Source organism: Pseudomonas sp. 15A4, from assembly GCF_016925575.1.
GTDB lineage: Bacteria > Pseudomonadota > Gammaproteobacteria > Pseudomonadales > Pseudomonadaceae > Aquipseudomonas.
The window spans coordinates 1,937,555-1,955,222 of sequence record NZ_CP068986.1 but is presented as its reverse complement, the minus strand read 5'-3'; the positions used below and the strand labels follow the sequence as shown (position 1 = coordinate 1,955,222).

The following is a 17,668-nucleotide window of genomic DNA, read 5'->3' as shown; positions in this document are numbered from 1 at the left end:
ATAGGCCAGCCCTATCCTCATCCTCCCCTTTGCGCATGCAGTCCTGCATAGACTTTACCGCTGCGCGATTGTTTCAGCGAATGTCTCACCCACGGCAGCGCTTCCGCCGTCGTAGCAAAGCCGGTAAGGTCGGCGCGATATCACTGCCTGGAGGCACACATGCCTGCACCCGTCCTGTCTGGCCCGCAATACCTGCGCGAAGGCCTGAAACTGGTCCTGAGCCCCGGTCTGCGCCTGTTCGTCCTGCTGCCGCTGGCGATCAATCTGGTGCTGTTCAGCGCCATGATTTACTTCGCCGGCCACGAATTCAGATTGTGGGTCGACTCCTTCATGCCCACCCTCCCCGGCTGGCTCAGCTTTCTCAACTACATCCTGTGGCCGTTGTTCGTGGTGCTTGTCGCGCTGATGGTCTTCTTCACCTTCACCATGATCGCCAACATCATCGCCGCGCCGTTTAATGGCTTTCTCGCTGAAAAGGTAGAAGTGGTCCTGCGCGGGACGGATGATTTTCCCGCGTTCAGTTGGGGCGAGCTGGTGGAAATGGTCCCGCGCACTTTGAGCCGGGAGATGCGCAAACTGGGCTATTTCCTCCCGCGTGCCGTGGGCCTGTTCATCCTTTCGTGGATTCCCGTGGTGAACCTCGTCGCCGCGCCGCTGTGGCTAATATTTGGGGTGTGGATGATGGCCATCCAGTACATCGACTACCCCGCCGACAACCACAAAATGAGCTGGCAAGACATGCTCGCCTGGCTGCGGGCCAAGCGGTGGCAGAGCATGAGCTTCGGCGGGATTGTGTATCTGGTGCTGCTGATACCGGTGGTCAACATCCTGATGATGCCGGCGGCGGTGGCCGGGGCGACGTTATTCTGGGTGAGGGAGCGTGGGGCGGAGACGCTGGCAGAGCGGATTCGCTGATGCAGAGAAAAGGCCTCGATTGAGGCCTTTTTTGTACGCAAGCTTTTTAAACGGGTCGATCAGCGCTCTGGAAATCCAGGGTTGCCGCCGACTATTCGACGTAGGTTGCGCAGCCCGTTTCCGGCAAGCTGCCGCGCGTCACATCAAACTGCACAACTCTGCTTCCGCCTTCAGCCGGGAGCGTCGGGCGGCTCAAACGCCTTTCCCCTTGCGATCTGTGTAGGGCATTTCCTGATCTCCATTAGGACGCGTCCCGTTCGTGTTTTGTCTATGGAATGACGGTGAGGAATGCCTCATCTTCGCCCGCTTCAGCCCCTGTCATGGATGAGTTGATCGGTTCTTTATGGACCGGTCGGGGGCGCATTCTCCTGCCAGGGACGCTCATTCATGCTCACCGTATTGCCGCCTTTCTTCGATCACAGCCGCCACAAGCTTGTCGTTCACAGCCTGCCTATCGCCCTCGACGTTTTAGCCTTTGAAGGTGAAGAACAGCTGAGCCGGCCGTTTCTTTATCGCGTGGAATTTACTTCCGTCGAGCAGGACATCGGCGCCGAGCGGATGCTGGGGAAGACCGCTCAGTTCAGCCTGCATGCTGCGGCACATACGTTGCCTGTTGCGATTCGTGGGTTGCCGGTCCCTCGGGTTGAAGCGTTGCGGACGTTGCATGGGGTCATCACCGGCTTCAAGCGGCTGTCCGGTTCCGCTGACGAGGCGCGCTATGAAGTGACGCTGGAACCGCGCTTGGCGTTGCTGGGTCGCGGGCGGCAGTTCCGGATTTATCAGCATCAGTCGGTGCCGCAGATTGTCGAGAGCATTTTGCGCACGCGGCATGATTTTGAGGGGCAGGATTTTCTATTCACGCTGGTGCGGGAGTATCCGAAGCGCGAGCAGGTGATGCAGTACGGCGAGAGTGATCTTTCGTTTATTGCGCGGTTGTTGGCCGAGGTGGGGATCTGGTATCGCTTCACTAACGATGAGCGATTGGGGATTGCGGTCGTCGAGTTTCATGATGATCAGCGGCATTACGGTCGGCCTCGGATCAGTCTGCCCTACCGGCCTCAGTCGGGGCTGGGCAGCAGCGGTGCGGACGGGGTTTGGGGGCTGCAGGTCAGTCATGGGGTGGTGGAGCAGAGCGTTCACTTTCGGGCTTATCACCATCGGGATGCCAGTGCTTGGCTGGATGGGGATGTTGATCAGACCCGGGGTGACCCGACCACTTATGGCGAGGCGTATCACTATGCCGAGCCATATAAGGCCTTGGGCGACAAGCTGGATCAGGACGAGGATCTGCTGGGGGAAAGCGGGTTTTTCTATGGTCGGCTGCGGCATGAGCGGTATCTGAATGACCAGACTCGCCTGAGTGGTCTCAGCAGCAGCGCTTCGTTGGGATTGGCGCAGGTGCTGGCGATTTCCGGTGGGGCGCCTCAGGCTTTTGAACCGGGGGCGGTGATCACAAGGCTACGGTTGCGTGCGGCGCGGGATCGCAGTTTTGAACTGAGCTTTGAAGCGATTCCCTATTCGGAGAGCGTGTGCTTTCGGCCGCCTTTGCTGACCAAGCCTGAGATAGCGGGCACCGTTCCGGCTCGCGTGACCAGTTCGCTGGCCAACGATCACTACAGCCACATCGACAGCGAAGGTCGTTACAAGGTCAGCTTTCTGTTCGACCGCGATAGCTGGAAACTCGGTGAGGAAAGTCTGTGGCTGCGGCTTGCCCGTCCCTATGCCGGGGATACCCACGGGCTGCATCTGCCGCTGATCTGCGGCACCGAAGTAGCCATCGCGTTTGAGCAAGGCGACCCGGACCGGCCCTACATCGCCCATGCCCTTCACGATGATCGCCACCCTGACCATGTGACGCTGCTGCGCAGCGATTACAAACGCAACGTGCTGCGCACCCCGGCGAATAACAAGCTGCGCATGGAAGACGATCGCGGCAAGGAACACATCAAACTCAGCACCGAGCACAGCGGCAAGAGCCAGCTGAATCTCGGGCATCTGGTCGACAACGAGAAGGAGAAGCGCGGCGAAGGGTTTGAACTGCGCACCGATGGCTGGGGCGCGACTCGGGCGGGAAGCGGGCTGTTTATCAGTGCGGATGAACAGACCAAAGCCCACGGTCAGCAGCTGGACATGGACGCTGCAATCGACCAGCTGGAAACTGCGCTGTCCCTGGCGCGCACCATGGCCCAGGCCGCAAAAAGTGCGGGCGCCATTCCCGCCGATACGAGCGGCCAAACGCAACTGAACGATGCGCTCACCAATCTCACCGAGCCCGGTCTTCTGCTGCACGCGCCGGCCGGCATCGGCATGGTTAGCCCCGAAGCCATCTGCGTGTCCTCCGGTCGCGAAAGCGTCGCCATCACCTCGTCACGCTCAACCGACCTCAGCGCCGGACGCAACATCACCGGCACCGCCGAAGGTGCGATCAGCCTGTGTGCCGTCACCAAGGGTCTGCAATTGAAAGCGGTTCAGGGCGACGTTCAGCTTCACGCCCAAAGTGCCGCACTGCATGCGCTCGCCCAAGACGACATCAAGATCGAAAGCCTGGCCGGCCGGATCGAAATCAGCGCGCCGAAGGAACTCGTCCTCAGTTGCGGCGGCGCGTACATCCGCATCAAGGATGGCGAGATCGAGCTGGGCGCGCCGGGGAATATCTATCACCGTGCCGTTTACGTGCTAAAGGGCGGTGCCACCACGCTGACCACCCCGGTGACACCAATACCTTATGGCTATGGGGCGGGGTACACCCTGGTCGACGCGCAACAAGCCGCTGCCCGTTTCGTCCGTTACCGGATCACCACGCAGAACGGCGAAGTGTTCAACGGCGTGACCGACAAGGACGGCAGAACCATGCCCGTCCACACGATGTTGCCTGGAAACATCGCGATCGACTTTCCTCAGTCCGAAGAAAGGCTGAAGCCGCGTCCCACACCTGAACTGGAGGAGGAAGAAGAGGAAGAGGTTGAACTGGAGCAGTTGATCACGTTGCGCATCGGCATGTTCTTCGATGGCACGGGTAACAACCGCGATAACAGTGAAAAAGCACGCGCTTGCTACGCCCGTGACGTGAATCTCGCAGAGGCAGCGCCTGACATTGTCGCGTTCTGCAAACAGCACGGATTCGACGGCAACGGCGGCGCACCAGATGACAGTTTCGGCAATGACAGCAGCAATGTGGCGAAGTTGTTTGAGCTCTACAGAGACGACAGCGACAAGCAAATTTCAGATGACGAGACTGAGGCTTCATTTCCCGTCTACATCGAAGGCATTGGCACGAGCAGCACGCAAGGCGACTCGCTGTATTCCCAAGCCACCGGGCTCGGCGCGCAAGGGGTCAGAGCCCGCGTCGAGGAGAGTCCCGGCCTGCTATTAAAAACCCTGCGAACGTTTCAGCTAAATAATCCTGATAAGCGCATAAACAGAATTGAATTCGACATCTTCGGATTCAGTCGCGGCGCGGCGGCGGCAAGGGATTTTGCAAATGAAGTACTAAAGGGAAAAGGCAGCGTGGTCGCCAAAGCCATCCCAGCCGGAACACCGGGCTTGGGAGACAGTTTTGCCTGGAGGCCTCAAACAGATTTCTGCATCAACTACATCGGCATTTTTGACACCGTGGCCGCCATTGCTGACTGGATGCACGGAGACTTCAGCGGTAATAACGCCATCAATCCCGGCATCGATATTCGGCTGGCGCCGGGTACTGCGCGAAAGGTTGTACACCTCGTTGCCAAAGACGAACGCCGCTATAACTTTTCGCTAAATAAGGCGAGCGGTGCCGAGATTCTTCTCCCCGGCGTGCACTCCGATCTGGGCGGCGGATATCTGCCCGACATGGTAGAGCGCGTGATGCTGAGCAAGCCTCGCAACAACGAAATCGCTAAAACCGCACCTAACCACAGCGCTGTCAGTTATCAACTCACCCAGCAAGACTTGCAACAGGTTGAAGCGATCTACGCCAACTACACCCTGCCGCTGGAAATCCGCACCTGGCATGTCGACGTCGCCAACAACGCCAAAGGCGATGTCTCTCACACTAAACGAGTTTATGCCGCAGTGAGCAGTCAGCGGGAAGTGCGCAACGATCTGGCGCTTGTGTATCTGCGCATCATGCGTGAGCTGGCGGTGCAACATGGCGTGCCGTTTCGAGAAGTCCCAAACGAGGATAAACGCCTTGCCTTGCCTTCTGAGCTCCTGCCCATCCACGAAAAACTTATGGCTTATGCGTTGGGAAAATCCGGTTCCTACGGTTTAAGCCCGGCCGAAGAGACATTGCTCTACCAACGCTACATTCACCTCTCTGCTCACTGGAATCCCGTCACTCACCCATCGGCTGAACGCGACACGCTGTTCACCAACCGGCCTGGCGAAAACTACCTGCGAACGGTGCATCCCAATGAATAAGCTCGTCCTAGGCTTCGCAATGATGCTGCTGCTCACCAGTTGCACGACTGCTAGCAGCCGGTCAATGCCATATGACGCATGGCGCCTTGGCTTCTTCGCTCCCGATTACATGGAGGTCTGGATTGAGACAGCCAATGTGTTGGATAACAGCGGTTATGTGATTTTTGAAGCAGGCAGGGGGATACCCTCAATGACGTATCCCCGCGCTTTTAGCAAAGGAATTCCCGAGGTATTCAAGGGCGATCCGAAGGGATGGCCAGAGCGCCCCGGATGGGGCGCTGGGAAATACGTCAAGCGGGCGGATCTACCCAAAGAACTCTATATCCGCTGGCAATCACTGCTCGAACCACAGATCTATCACGCGCGCATCGACATCCCCGAATCAACCCGAGAGATCATGCGCAAAGGCGAGAAAGTATTTTGTCGCTTCGACGCGAAATGGATCACCGATTACCGCAAAGCCATCGTCATCGGCCTGGCACCGGGCGGCATTGTAAAAGTTTGGGTAACAGGCCCCTGTTTGTCTCCCATTGAAGTGACAAGGGTGCAGGCCAAGATAGACCCGACCGGGCCAAGTGACGGCTTATCTGGTGGCAAGTTCGTTCAGCCATCGGCTGAGTCCAAAGCCTATGTTGAGAAATTCGGCATTCCATATGGTTCGTGGTGAGAAATTAATGAAGGTGTTCATTGCCGGATGGACTACCGCCCGTTGCAGACGAGCTCACCGCTTACGTGTTAGGGAAGTCCAACACCTACGTATTGAGTCCGGCCGAAGAGACATTGCTCTATCAACGCTATGTCCAGCTCTCCTACCACTGGAATCCGGCCAATGACTGGAACAGTAAATTCGATACCGTGGTCATCAACCGGTCTGATGAAAACTACCTGCAACGGTGCATCCCAATGAATAAGTACGCACTAGGCGTCGCACTGATACTGCTGCTCACCAGTTGCACGATTGCTAGCAGCCGGTCCATGCCATATGACGCATGGCGCCTTGGCTTCTTCGCTCCCGATTACATGGAGGTCTGGATTGAGACTGCTGACGCCTATGGCAGCGATGGGATGGTCCGCATGCACGCAGGTAGCGGAACCGCTTCCATTGGCTATCCCCGAGCTCTCAGAAAAGAAATCCCCGAGGTGCTCAGAGGAGACCCAAAAGGCTGGCCAGAGCAGGTGGGTTGGGGTGCCGGAAAATACGTCAAAGGCGCTGCGCTCCCCAAACAGATCTATGTCCGGTGGCAATCGTTGGTCGAGCCGCAAATCTATCACGCGTGGATTAGCATCAGTGAAGCGACTCGAGAGAGCATGCTCAAGGGCGAAAAAACACTTTGCCCTGCCGATGGAAAGTGGATAACAGACTATCGAAAAGCCATCGTTATTGGCTTGGCACCGGGCGGCATAGCAAAAGTTTGGGTAACCGGTCCCTGCCTGTCTCCTATAGAGGTGACGAGGGTGCAGGCAAAGGTTGATCGTACCGGCCCATATGATGGCAAATCCGGCGGCAAGTACCGTCCACTGTCTCCCACCTCAAAAGCCTACGTCGAGAAGTTCGGCGTACCTTATGGCTCGTGGTGAGTCCCAAATGCACAAGCTTGTATTTGCGCAGCAGTCCAGATGTCCGAAGCGGAACCGCAGACTGGTATTGCCGGACGAGCTACCGCCCGTTGCAGACGAGCTCACCGCTTACGCGTTAGGGAAGTCCAAAACCTACGTATTGAGTCCGGCCGAAGAGACGTTGCTCTATCAACGCTATGTCCAGCTCTCCTACCACTGGAATCCGGCCAATGACTGGAACAGTAAATTCGATACCGTGGTCATCAACCGCCTAGGTGACAACGGTCTGCGCATGGTGCATCCCAATGAATAAGCTTTTGTCGCTCGCCCTGTCCTTGATGCTGCTCACTGGCTGCACTAACGCAAACAGTCGTTCAATGCCATACGAAGCGTGGCGCCTAGGTGTATTTGCCCCCGATTATATGGAAGTCTGGATTGAAACAGTTAATGTCTTGGACATTGGTGGTTATGTCACCTTTGAAGCAGCCAGAGGCGTACCGTCCATTGGCTATCCACGGGCGCGAAGCAAGGGGATACCAGAAAAATTCAGAGGCGATCCCAAAGGCTGGCCCGAGCGCGTGGGATGGGGCAAAGGTAAATATCTCAAAGCTGACCTTCCTAAAGAGATGTATGTTCGCTGGCAATCGCTGGTTGAACCACAGATCTATCACGCGCGCATCGACATCCCCGAATCAACCCGAGAGATCATGCGCAAAGGCGAGAAAGTATTTTGTCGCTTCGACGCGAAATGGATCACCGGCTACCGCGAAGCCATCGTCATCGGCTTGGCGCCAGGTGGCATCGCGAAAGTTTGGGTAACAGGACCTTGCTTGTCTCCCATTGAGGTCACGAGGGTTCAGGCCAAGGTCGATCCGACCGGGCCAAGTGACGGCTTATCGGGTGGCAAGTTCGTTCAGCCATCGGCTGAGTCCAAAGCCTATGTTGAGAAATTCGGCATTCCATATGGTTCGTGGTGAATAGTCGCTCTGATATTCAGTTGCCAAAATCGATGGCCAGCCATTCAAAGAATTCTTCTCAGCGTTTGAGGCGCGACATATGAAAGGGATGTTATGAATTTATTCAAGTTAACGGACAGTTCCAGTTCCAAATTCTGCCTTGTCGTTCTCTTATGGGTAATCACGACGTGCACTCGCGCCGAAACCCACGCTTTGGAAGGACTATATTACCTGTACGGCGTGATGGAAATGGCGGCTGGACTGCAGCTGGAAAAAGACGGCACATTTACGGCGGGAGTCGAATATGGAAGTGCCAGTGGCTTTGCGAAAGGGAAGTGGTATGTCGAGGACAACGTTCTAACGCTAGAAAGCGAACCCACTCTTCGACCCGCTCATGAGCTTGCCTTCGACTTATTCCGGGAGCGGCCCAGGGATGCACTCTTGGAGTACGCCATCCAGAATAAATACTCTCCATTGGAATTCTGGACGAGTCACTACATTTTGGAAATGCGTTACGCTCGTTACCGTGAGCCTCCTCGCATCAAGCCGGAGTTCGTCCACTTCCAATTTGACCATGGGCCCGCTGCCTCTATAAAGCTCACAGCTGACCCATCGTCCCGTGCAATGCTTCACTACGATCCCAACAGAACAATAACAAAAATAGGGCTCAGCACTTCTCAAATGGCCGCCCCAACACGCTGGTTCGACGTAGCACCCAACAGCCACATGTTCAATTTTTGGTGGGAAAAATCAACAAACCAACCGATCACTTACACAGAACCAGATGAGTTCACGCTAGCTGAGGCCCATCGAAGACTCGAAGAGCAAGACGCTAATCAAATCGACACTCACTACCTGGTTGAAGTCTTTCATTACGATCCGATGAAACCGCCTCCCATTAAGCCGATGACGGTGTATTGGCAGTTCAAGGACGGATCGACCGTATCGAGTGTCTGGACGGATTCGACTCAAGAAAGGATAGCCCTGCCCTACCAGGCCAACAGAGAACTGGAGAAAGTTGGCGTGGGGATAGAGGGGGCGACCGAAGCCATTGAGTGGTTTGAGGTAACTCCGGATGCGAGGTGGCTAATCGTAGAGTGGGATGCCAAGCCCAACCCGGCATACGGAGAGTTATCGGATCTGTTTCAGTATCTGCAACTGGACGTCACGCCCGGCTGCCTCTCTTTGGAGATAGGCGGCAGCACAGGTTGCTTCCGGCCTAGGTGACCCCGCGCGACCTGCTTGGCACGCTACACATAAGGCTGCGGCAGTAGCGGGGCGACGTTGTTTTGGGTGAGGGAGCGTGGCGCGGAGACGCTGCCAGAACGGATTCGCCGATGGAGAGAAAAGGCCTCGATTGAGGCCTTTTTTGTGTGAGACGCAGGTTCTATCAGTGCAGCAACTCGCTCAGACGGCTACAGGCCACGGCTGGAAAAATACATTCTGATAGTTTCAATCATGACAACGATAATTATCACAACGACCCAGCACATTAAGCCCAGCATCGCCCATATACCTTCACCGAAGGTAGAACCACACTTGCAGCTTCCTTCGGCGTCGCGGTTCAGCTGGTTAATGAACGACTGCACTCTGAGCATGATCAGGAACTGTGCAAACGTCGAAATGACGGATATCGCTAGCGGGATAAGCCCAAGGCCTGCCGAAGCGACGCCTTTCGAGCTTGTTGCGATGTTGTGGACGAACACGAAAAGTGACGGGGCGAGCGCCAGAAGAATCATGCCTGCCGCAAGCGTGCCCCAATAAGGCATCCCCCGCTGCCCTTTCTCCTTCAGCAAGGCGTCGACCTTGCCAAACATGGACGGCACATAAATCAGTCCGAAAATGGCGCGGAGGACCGGCCAGATCGGTTTCGCCGAATACGCTTTGTATCGCGACCAGTTTTTGTAATACCAGTAGAGCCCGTACAACCCGCAAGTGATAAACATCATCACCGTCAACTTGACCAGCGATACCGTATAAAACGGCGGGCCGCTCGTAGGCAAAGCCGTCAAATCGGCAGCAGGTGGCGTGTTGAATTGTTCGGACACAGCGTTTCCTCCAGAAGTTGAGGCGACGCATGCTAAAGGCGGAAACACTCTTTTAATCAACCTCGGGAAAATCAGGACGATTCCTACGACGGTATTCGCCACTTCCCACAGCCTTCCTGTTTAACCATGGACATGCCCACTCCGGGCGAGTATTTGCCGCCGCGTTCAAGCGCCCGGCGTGTTCATCAGCAGGAGTCATATGCCCATGGAATCAACACCGCTTAAAACCACCGCTCATCTTGCGTCGTTTGTGATGGACCGACAGAAGAAGCCGGAACCCCACGCCCCTGCGTTCATGCAAGCACTGGCGCAGGCGACTCAGCCGTTCGTCTCACACACCCTGAAGGCTGAATCTGCGAACCTTGCCAAGCCCGCTGAACCCCGTTCGCACCTGCAACTGACCAGCCTGAACCCAGTGCAGACGCACTATGTGCCAGAACCGGCTGCCTTCGAGCGCATCGGTGAGTCGCGGCTTGTGCCCTTCACCGTTGGCGGATAATGCACCATTGGTCTGCGCAGTCATGCTCAAACCTGATCGGGGCGAGTGCCGTAACAACCGGTCAGGTTCGGACGAGGCTACTGCCAAATCCCAGCAAGCCATGTGCAGTCACAAATCCATCACTGAACCGCCACACAAGCGCAATGACCCGCTCAGAAACTGATCTCATGAGTAAATCCCTGCGCATTACCCTGATCACCGAGACGTATGCACCTGAAATAAACGGCGTGGCCAATACGCTCAGCCGTTTGTGCGACGGGCTGCGCCTGCGGGGGCATCGGGTTGAGGTGATTCGGCCGCGGCAGAGCGACGATGAAATGCGCGCGGCCGGGGAAGATTTGATGCTGTGCCGCGGCTGGCCGATGCCGGGATATCCCGGGCTGCAGTGGGGGCAGTCATCGATGCACAAGCTGCTGCGCCGCTGGCAGCGCAATCGCCCGGATGTGCTGTATATCGCGACAGAAGGACCGCTTGGTCTTTCGGCGCTGCGTGCCGCGCGGCGACTGGGAATTGCCATCGTCAGCGGGTTTCACACCAACTTTCAGCAGTACACGCGGCAGTACGGGCTGAGTTTCATCACGCGCCTGCTGACCACCTACCTGCGCTGGTTTCATAACCGCTCCAACGCTACCCTCGTGCCCAGCTTCACGCAGAAAACCGAACTCGAACGCCGAGGCTTCGAGCGACTGGAACTATTGTCGCGGGGCGTCGATTGCCAATTGTTTCACCCGTCGAAGCGCTCAAGTGCGCTGCGTGAGAGTTGGGGCCTTGAACCAGGCGATACGGCGGTTCTGCACGTCGGACGGCTGGCGGCGGAGAAAAACCTGGGGCTGCTGAAGACCACCTTTGACGGACTGGTCAGCACCTATCCCGAGAAAAACCTGCGGCTGGTGATTGTCGGCGATGGACCTGTCCGGCCCACTCTGCAGCGTCAGCTCCCGAACGCCATCTTCTGCGGCACCCAGCGAGGGGATGCGCTGGCAGCGCACTATGCGTCGAGTGACTTGTTTCTGTTTCCGAGCCTGACTGAAACCTTTGGCAACGTGGTGCTGGAAGCGTTGGCGTCAGGGCTGGGGGTGATCGCCTATGACGAAGCGGCGGCGGCCCAGCACATTCGCCACGGCCATAACGGCGCGGTAGCGATGCCGGGGGATGAAGACGGCTTCATCGATGCCGCGCGCTGGATGCTGGAAGATGAGGAAACCTTGCGCCGGGTCAGGCTGAATGCCCGGCAACACGCGAGTCGTCAGGGATGGGCCGGGATTATTGACTCATTCGAGAGTTATTTGCGGGCGGCGAGCGAGACGCGGGATGGGATTGTTTTGGGGGTGGGGACGGGACAGTAGCGGCCCAGCGATGTGAGCAGTCAGGGACAGATTAATTTACGGTGAAGCGCTGTAAATAAATCAGTCCCTTTCCTTCACTGTAAATAAATCAGCCCCTTTCCTTCACTCCAATCGGCCCAGCGCTTCACGGCTGAACGGCAAAATGTCGTGCTCGCGGCCTTCCTTCACTTTCAACGCCCAGTCCGGGTCGACCAGCAGCGCGCGGCCGACTGCGACCAGATCGAACTCCTCGTCGCCCAAGCGCTTGAGCAGGTTTTCCAGGCTCGCGGGCTGGGCGACTTTGTCGGTGTTGACCATGAATTGCAAAAACTCTCCGTCAAGTCCGACGCTGCCGACCGTGATGGTCGGTTTACCGGTGAGCTTGCGCGTCCATCCGGCCAGGTTCAGGTCAGATCCTTCAAACTCAGGCTCCCAGAAACGTCGCGTCGAGCAGTGGAAGATGTCCACGCCTGCGTCGGACAGCGGCTTGAGGAACGCGTCGAGCTCTTCCACCGTTTGCACCAGACGCGCGCTGTAATCCTGCTGTTTCCACTGCGAGTAACGAAAAATGATCGGGTAGTCCGGACCTACTGCTGCCCGCACGGCCTCAATCAGTTCGATGGCAAAGCGTGAACGGTGCGCGAGGTCGCCGCCGTACTCGTCGGTACGCTGATTGGTGCCTTCCCAGAAGAACTGATCGACCAGATAACCATGGGCGCCATGGATCTCGACGCCGTCCATGCCGATGGCTTTCGCGTCTTTCGCCGCCTGGGCGAACGCTGCAATGACCTCGTCGATGTCTTGCTTGCTCATGCCGTGAACCACAACGTTGCCGTCTTTTAGCTTCTCGGTCGGGCCATAGGCCGGCACCGTACCGTCGGGCTCTGTGCCCAGACGGCGCACAGCGCCCACGTGCCAGAGTTGCGGCACGATCTTGCCGCCTTCTTCGTGAACCGCTTCCACCACCTTGCGCCAGCCTTCCAGTGCCGCTTCGCCAAAGAACTGCGGCACGTTGGGGTATCCATTTGAGGCCTTGTGCCCGACTGTGGTGCCTTCGGTGATGATCAAGCCAACGCCCGCAGACGCACGACGACGGTAGTACTCGATGACTTTGGAATTGGGTACGCCGCCCGGTGAAAACGAGCGGGTCATCGGCGCCATGACGATGCGCGTTGGCAACTCGAGGCTGCCCAAGTGGAAGGGTTTGAACAAGGCTTGAACAGGCATGCAGGCGTCCTCGGCATTCTGGAAATATGATGAAGGTCATACAGAATGAGCCGAAGCGCACGGGATACGAAGCACTATTGACTGGAGTGATTAAGGCGCAGAAGAAGGACAGCGAATTGAAATACTAGGGCAGTGCCTTCTCGATCGCACTCACCACTTTGGCGTCATCCGGAAGCGTACTGGGTGAGAAGCGTGCCAGAACGCGGCCATCTTTTCCGACGAGAAACTTCTCGAAATTCCAGGTGATGTCACCGGGAAACTCGGCGCCTTCGCCCGCGAGCATCTGATACAGCCGATGGCGGTGCGGTCCATTGACTTCAAGCTTGTCGCCCAGCGGAAAGGTCACGCCGTAGTTAAGCGAACAGAACGTCTGAATCTCTTCCTGACTACCAGGCTCCTGACCAGCGAACTGATTGCACGGCAGCCCGAGGACGCTGAAGCCCTGATCTTTATATTTCTGATAAAGGGTTTCCAGCGCAGCGTATTGCGGCGTGAGGCCACACTTTGACGCGACGTTGACCACCAGAACCACTTTGCCCTTGAGCGGGGCGAGGGGCAGCTCCTGACCATCCAGAGCCTTCAACTTCAGCTCGTGAAATACACTCATGAAAACTCCCCTGGAAACCCTAGGCCGCAAAAAGCGCCCTGTCAGACCGCAAAAACAGATGTTTTCACAAGACCGCTAGGACGCCTGGCCAGCTCACTCAGCTTAGCAGGACAATCAGTGGTGATGACCACCTTCGCCGTGCACGTGACCGTGGGCCATTTCTTCTTCGCTTGCATCACGGATGGCGACGATCTTCACATCGAAGTTCAATCGTTGACCGGCCAACGGGTGGTTACCGTCGACAGTGACGTCGTCGCCGTCCAGATCGCGGATGGTCACGATCTGCATCTGGCCGTCCGGCGCCGAAGCGTGGAACTGCATGCCGACTTCCAGCTCGTCGACACCTTCGAACATGCTGCGATTGAGGGTGCTGACCAGCTCGGCGGAGTATTCGCCGTACGCATCTTCAGGCTCGATGGCCACTTTCAGTTCGTCGCCGACTTCCTTGCCATCCAGCGCCTTTTCCAGACCCGGGATGATATTGCCTGCACCTTGCAGGTAAACCAGCGGCGCGCCGCCGGCAGAACTGTCGATGACCTCACCAGCGTCATTGGTCAGGGTATAGTCGATGGAGACAGCCTTATTGGCGGCGATCGGCATGGGGCGAGACCTTTTGCAAATAGATATGAGCGACCAAGTCTAACCAAGCACTCGCGCGAAAGCGAACGCAACTCAGACGGACGGCCCCGATTGGAATCCCCGAAAGCCCCCTCTCACCGCTCGATCATTACCGGCTTTGTTCAGGACCTGGACGGTCACTGGGTGGTTGAGCTGTCCTGCGGGCACACCCAGCATTTGCGCCACGACCCGCCCTGGCAATCCCGCGCCTGGGTACTGGATTCGGCGCAGCGCCAGGCAAAAATCGGCCAGTCCTTTCAATGCGGCTGGTGCGCGTCGGGGTCAGATAACGATAACCTTGGGCCCCGTTGAGACGCTGCGACTGAACAGCGTCCTGATTTATCCGGTCCGATGGCTGAATTCGTAGCGCCACGACCCTTGCACTGCTCATCTTCGAGAAGCCCGCATGCAGACTTTCTTTATCGCGCCCACAGATTTTGGTGTGGGCCTGACGTCCATCAGCCTGGGGCTGGTACGCACCCTGGAGCGCGCCGGGCTCAAGGTCGGTTTTTTCAAGCCAATCGCTCAGCCGCATCCCGGGGATCTGGGCCCGGAGCGTTCAACTGAACTGATCGCGCGCACCCACGGCCTCAAGCCGCCCAAGCCGCTGGGGCTGGCTCACGTTGAACGTATGCTCGGCGAAGGCCAGCTTGACGAGTTGCTTGAAGAAATCATCAACCTGTATCAAGAGGCGTCGATTGGCCGCGACGTGCTGATCGTCGAAGGCATGGTCCCGACCCGCAGCGCCAGCTATGCCGCCCGGGTCAATCTGCACATGGCCAAGGCCCTGGATGCGGAAGTCATTCTCGTATCCGCCCCGGAAAACGAAGTACTGACCGAGCTCTCCGGCCGCGTCGAGTTGCAGGCGCAGATGTTCGGTGGCCCGAAAGACCCGAAAGTGCTTGGCGTTATCCTCAACAAAGTACGCACCGACGAGAGCATGGAAGCGTTTTCGACGCGGCTCAAGGAACACTCGCCGCTGTTGCGCAGCGGTGATTTCCGCCTGCTCGGCTGCATTCCGTTTCAGGCCGACCTGAACGCCCCGCGCACCCGCGACGTGGCGGACCTGCTCGGTGCGCAAGTGATCAATGCTGGCGACTACGAACAGCGGCGCATGTCGAAGATCATCATCTGCGCCCGCACGGTGCTCAACACCCTGCAGTTACTCAAGCCGGGCGTGCTGGTCGTTACACCGGGCGATCGCGATGACATCATTCTGGCCGTAAGCCTGGCGACCCTTAACGGCGTGCCGTTGGCCGGGCTGCTGCTGACCAGCGACACCCTGCCCGATCCGCGCATCATGGACCTGTGCCGAGGCGCACTGCAGGCCGGGTTGCCCGTGCTGTCGGTGAGTACCGGCTCGTACGACACCGCGACGCAACTCAATCAGCTGAACAAGGAAATCCCTATTGATGACCGCGAACGTGCGGAGATCATCACCGATTTCGTCGCCAGCCACCTTGACGCTAACTGGCTGCATCAGCGCTGCGGTACGCCCCGTGAGATGCGCCTGTCGCCAGCAGTGTTCCGTTATCAACTGATCCAGCGCGCCCAAGCGGCAAACAAACGCATTGTGCTGCCCGAAGGCGCCGAGCCGTTGACCGTCCAGGCGGCGGCGATTTGCCAGGCCCGCGGCATTGCCCGCTGTGTGCTGCTGGCCAAGCCCGAGGACGTGAATGCCGTGGCCCGCGCCCACGGCATCGAGCTGCCGCCGGGCCTGGAGATTCTCGATCCGGACCAGATCCGCGAGCGCTACGTCGCGCCGATGGTCGATCTGCGCCGCAGCAAAAACCTGAATGCGCCGATGGCCGAGCAGCAACTGGAAGATCCGGTGGTGATCGGCACCATGATGCTGGCCCTCGACGAAGTGGACGGGCTGGTGTCGGGGGTGATCCATTCGACCGCCAACACCATTCGGCCTGCGTTGCAGCTAATCAAGACGGCACCAGGCTGCACCCTCGTTTCATCGGTGTTTTTCATGCTGTTTCCGGAGCAGGTGCTGGTGTATGGCGACTGCATCATGAACCCGCACCCGACGGCCACCGAGCTGGCGGAGATCGCGGTGCAGAGCGCGGACTCGGCCGTGGCGTTCGGCCTGTCACCGCGGGTGGCGATGATCAGCTATTCCAGCGGCAACTCGGCCAGCGGCGAGGAAGTGGAAAAGGTCCGCGAAGCCACGCAACTGGCGCGCGAAACCCAGCGCGGTCTGCTGATCGACGGGCCGTTGCAATACGATGCCGCCGCCAACGAGCACGTCGCCCGGCAACTGGCACCGGACAGCCCGGTGGCAGGTCGCGCCAACGTGTTCGTGTTTCCGGATCTCAACACCGGCAATACGACCTACAAAGCGGTGCAGCGCAGTGCGGACTGCGTAAGCCTCGGCCCGATGCTGCAAGGCCTGCGCAAGCCGGTCAATGACCTGCCGCGCGGCGCTCAGGTCGACGACATCGTCTATACCATTGCCCTGACGGCGATTCAGGCGGCCACCTTGCCGCACTAACATTGCGCTGCAATATCGCTTGCCCACAATAACCCCGCCGGGACCCACCGGCGGCTGACTGACCCCGGAGTTCGATTCAGATGGATTTCCTGCCCGCCCCTTTGCGCGGCGTCATCGCCTCGTTGCTGTTGGCGCTCAACACGATTCTCTGCTGCACGCCTCTGTTCGTCGTTGCCATCTTCAAACTGTGCCTGCCCTTCCCGGCCGCGCAGAAGGTCACCGACTGGCTGATGAGCCACATCCACGAAGCGTGGATCAGCAACAACAACGCCTGGATGGACCTGCTCGGTCACACCCGCTGGCATTTGAGCGGGCTGGAAAGCCTGGACTATCAGCATTCTTATCTGGTGACGAGCAATCACCAGAGCTGGGTCGACATCATGGTGCTGCAGTACGTGCTGAACCGGCGCATCCGTCCGCTGAAGTTTTTCCTCAAGCAGGAGCTGATCTGGGTGCCGGTGATTGGCCTCGCCTGGTGGGCGCTGGGCTTTCCGTTCATGAAGCGCTACAGCAAGGCTTATCTGGCCAAGCACCCGGAAAAGAAAGGCAAGGACCTCGCCACCACCCGCCGCACTTGTGCGAAGTTTCGCAACAACCCGGTGGGCATTTTCAACTTCGTTGAAGGCACGCGCTTCACCGAAGCCAAACATGCGCAGCAGAACTCGCCATTCCGTTACGTGTTGAAGCCCAAGGCAGGTGGCATTGCCTTCGTGCTGGACGCCATGGGCGAGCAGTTGGAGTCCATCGTCAACGTGACCATTCATTATCCGGCCGGACGCCCAGGGTATTGGGACTTGCTCTGCGGGAACGTTCGCGAAGTGGTCGCGCATTTCGAAGAAGTGCAGATTCCGCCGCAGTTCATTGGCAAAAGCTACGACCAGGATGATGCCTACCGCCTCGAGTTTCAGCAGTGGATCAACCGGCTGTGGGAAGACAAGGACGCGTTGCTCGCGCAGATGCATGAGCGGTATCCGGGCTGAGTACTTATAGGCCTCAACGAAAAACCCCGGCTCAC

14 protein-coding genes and 2 pseudogenes are annotated in these 17,668 nt (G+C 58.0%); 12 read left to right on the top strand and 4 right to left on the bottom strand.

The window, feature by feature from the left end:
* The first annotated feature begins 159 nt into the window (after positions 1-159).
* The 7 genes and pseudogenes from cysZ (at position 160) to JN403_RS08755 (ending at position 9,056) form a co-directional block, all read left to right on the top strand.
* Positions 160-915 (top strand): sulfate transporter CysZ, encoded by a 756-nt coding sequence (gene cysZ, locus JN403_RS08785; RefSeq protein ID WP_122535271.1) that lies wholly within the window; start codon positions 160-162, stop codon positions 913-915.
* Between the two features lie 387 nt (positions 916-1,302).
* Positions 1,303-3,570, top strand: a pseudogene (vgrG, locus tag JN403_RS25405) (type VI secretion system tip protein VgrG); the annotation flags it as partial.
* Positions 3,571-5,308: 1,738 nt separating this feature from the next.
* Positions 5,309-5,983: a DUF2931 family protein gene (locus tag JN403_RS08775; protein ID WP_205486749.1), complete on the top strand. Its 675-nt coding sequence runs from the start codon at positions 5,309-5,311 to the stop codon at positions 5,981-5,983.
* 236 nt (positions 5,984-6,219) lie between these two features.
* On the top strand, positions 6,220-6,894 hold the full coding sequence (locus JN403_RS08770; RefSeq protein WP_205487277.1) for a DUF2931 family protein: 675 nt from the start codon (positions 6,220-6,222) through the stop codon (positions 6,892-6,894).
* A gap of 7 nt (positions 6,895-6,901) precedes the next feature.
* Positions 6,902-7,186, top strand: a complete 285-nt coding sequence (locus JN403_RS08765; protein ID WP_205486748.1) for a hypothetical protein — start codon at positions 6,902-6,904, stop codon at positions 7,184-7,186.
* Positions 7,179-7,850, top strand: a complete 672-nt coding sequence (locus tag JN403_RS08760) for a DUF2931 family protein (RefSeq protein ID WP_205486747.1) — start codon at positions 7,179-7,181, stop codon at positions 7,848-7,850. The genes JN403_RS08765 and JN403_RS08760 overlap by 8 nt, the downstream gene beginning before the upstream one ends.
* Positions 7,851-7,943: 93 nt before the next feature.
* A complete protein-coding gene (locus JN403_RS08755; protein ID WP_205486746.1) occupies positions 7,944-9,056 on the top strand; it encodes a hypothetical protein in 1,113 nt (370 codons plus the stop codon).
* A gap of 188 nt (positions 9,057-9,244) precedes the next feature.
* On the opposite strand, the gene JN403_RS08750 is transcribed toward JN403_RS08755, so the two are convergent.
* Positions 9,245-9,877 carry a hypothetical protein gene (locus JN403_RS08750; protein WP_205486745.1) on the bottom strand — a complete coding sequence of 211 codons (633 nt, stop codon included), beginning with the start codon at positions 9,875-9,877 and terminating at the stop codon, positions 9,245-9,247.
* A 205-nt stretch (positions 9,878-10,082) separates the two neighbouring features.
* On the opposite strand from JN403_RS08750, the gene JN403_RS08745 reads away from it, so the two are divergent.
* Positions 10,083-10,376, top strand: a complete 294-nt coding sequence (locus tag JN403_RS08745) for a hypothetical protein (protein ID WP_205486744.1) — start codon at positions 10,083-10,085, stop codon at positions 10,374-10,376.
* A gap of 167 nt (positions 10,377-10,543) precedes the next feature.
* Positions 10,544-11,722 carry a glycosyltransferase family 1 protein gene (locus JN403_RS08740; RefSeq protein WP_205486743.1) on the top strand — a complete coding sequence of 393 codons (1,179 nt, stop codon included), beginning with the start codon at positions 10,544-10,546 and terminating at the stop codon, positions 11,720-11,722.
* A 102-nt stretch (positions 11,723-11,824) separates the two neighbouring features.
* Here JN403_RS08740 and JN403_RS08735 read toward each other — a convergent pair whose 3' ends face one another.
* The 3 genes from JN403_RS08735 to JN403_RS08725 form a co-directional block, all read right to left on the bottom strand.
* Complete coding sequence (locus JN403_RS08735; RefSeq protein ID WP_205486742.1) at positions 11,825-12,928, bottom strand: NADH:flavin oxidoreductase; 1,104 nt, start codon at positions 12,926-12,928, stop codon at positions 11,825-11,827.
* Positions 12,929-13,052: 124 nt separating this feature from the next.
* On the bottom strand, positions 13,053-13,535 hold the full coding sequence (locus JN403_RS08730; protein ID WP_122536156.1) for a glutathione peroxidase: 483 nt from the start codon (positions 13,533-13,535) through the stop codon (positions 13,053-13,055).
* A gap of 114 nt (positions 13,536-13,649) precedes the next feature.
* A complete protein-coding gene (locus JN403_RS08725) occupies positions 13,650-14,135 on the bottom strand; it encodes a peptidylprolyl isomerase (RefSeq protein WP_074884740.1) in 486 nt (161 codons plus the stop codon).
* On the opposite strand from JN403_RS08725, the pseudogene JN403_RS08720 reads away from it, so the two are divergent.
* The 3 genes and pseudogenes from JN403_RS08720 to JN403_RS08710 all read left to right on the top strand — a co-directional run bounded on the left by JN403_RS08720 (position 14,104) and on the right by JN403_RS08710 (position 17,633).
* Positions 14,104-14,465: pseudogene (locus JN403_RS08720) on the top strand (DUF3565 domain-containing protein). The gene JN403_RS08725 and the pseudogene JN403_RS08720 sit on opposite strands and share 32 nt — an antisense overlap.
* Before the next feature lie 94 nt (positions 14,466-14,559).
* The gene (gene pta / locus JN403_RS08715; RefSeq protein WP_205486741.1) at positions 14,560-16,653 is read left to right on the top strand and encodes a phosphate acetyltransferase; all 2,094 of its coding nucleotides are present in this window, start codon (positions 14,560-14,562) and stop codon (positions 16,651-16,653) included.
* An 80-nt stretch (positions 16,654-16,733) separates the two neighbouring features.
* Entirely contained in the window at positions 16,734-17,633 is a 900-nt protein-coding gene (locus JN403_RS08710; RefSeq protein WP_205486740.1) for an acyltransferase, read from the top strand.
* Positions 17,634-17,668: the final 35 nt, after the last annotated feature.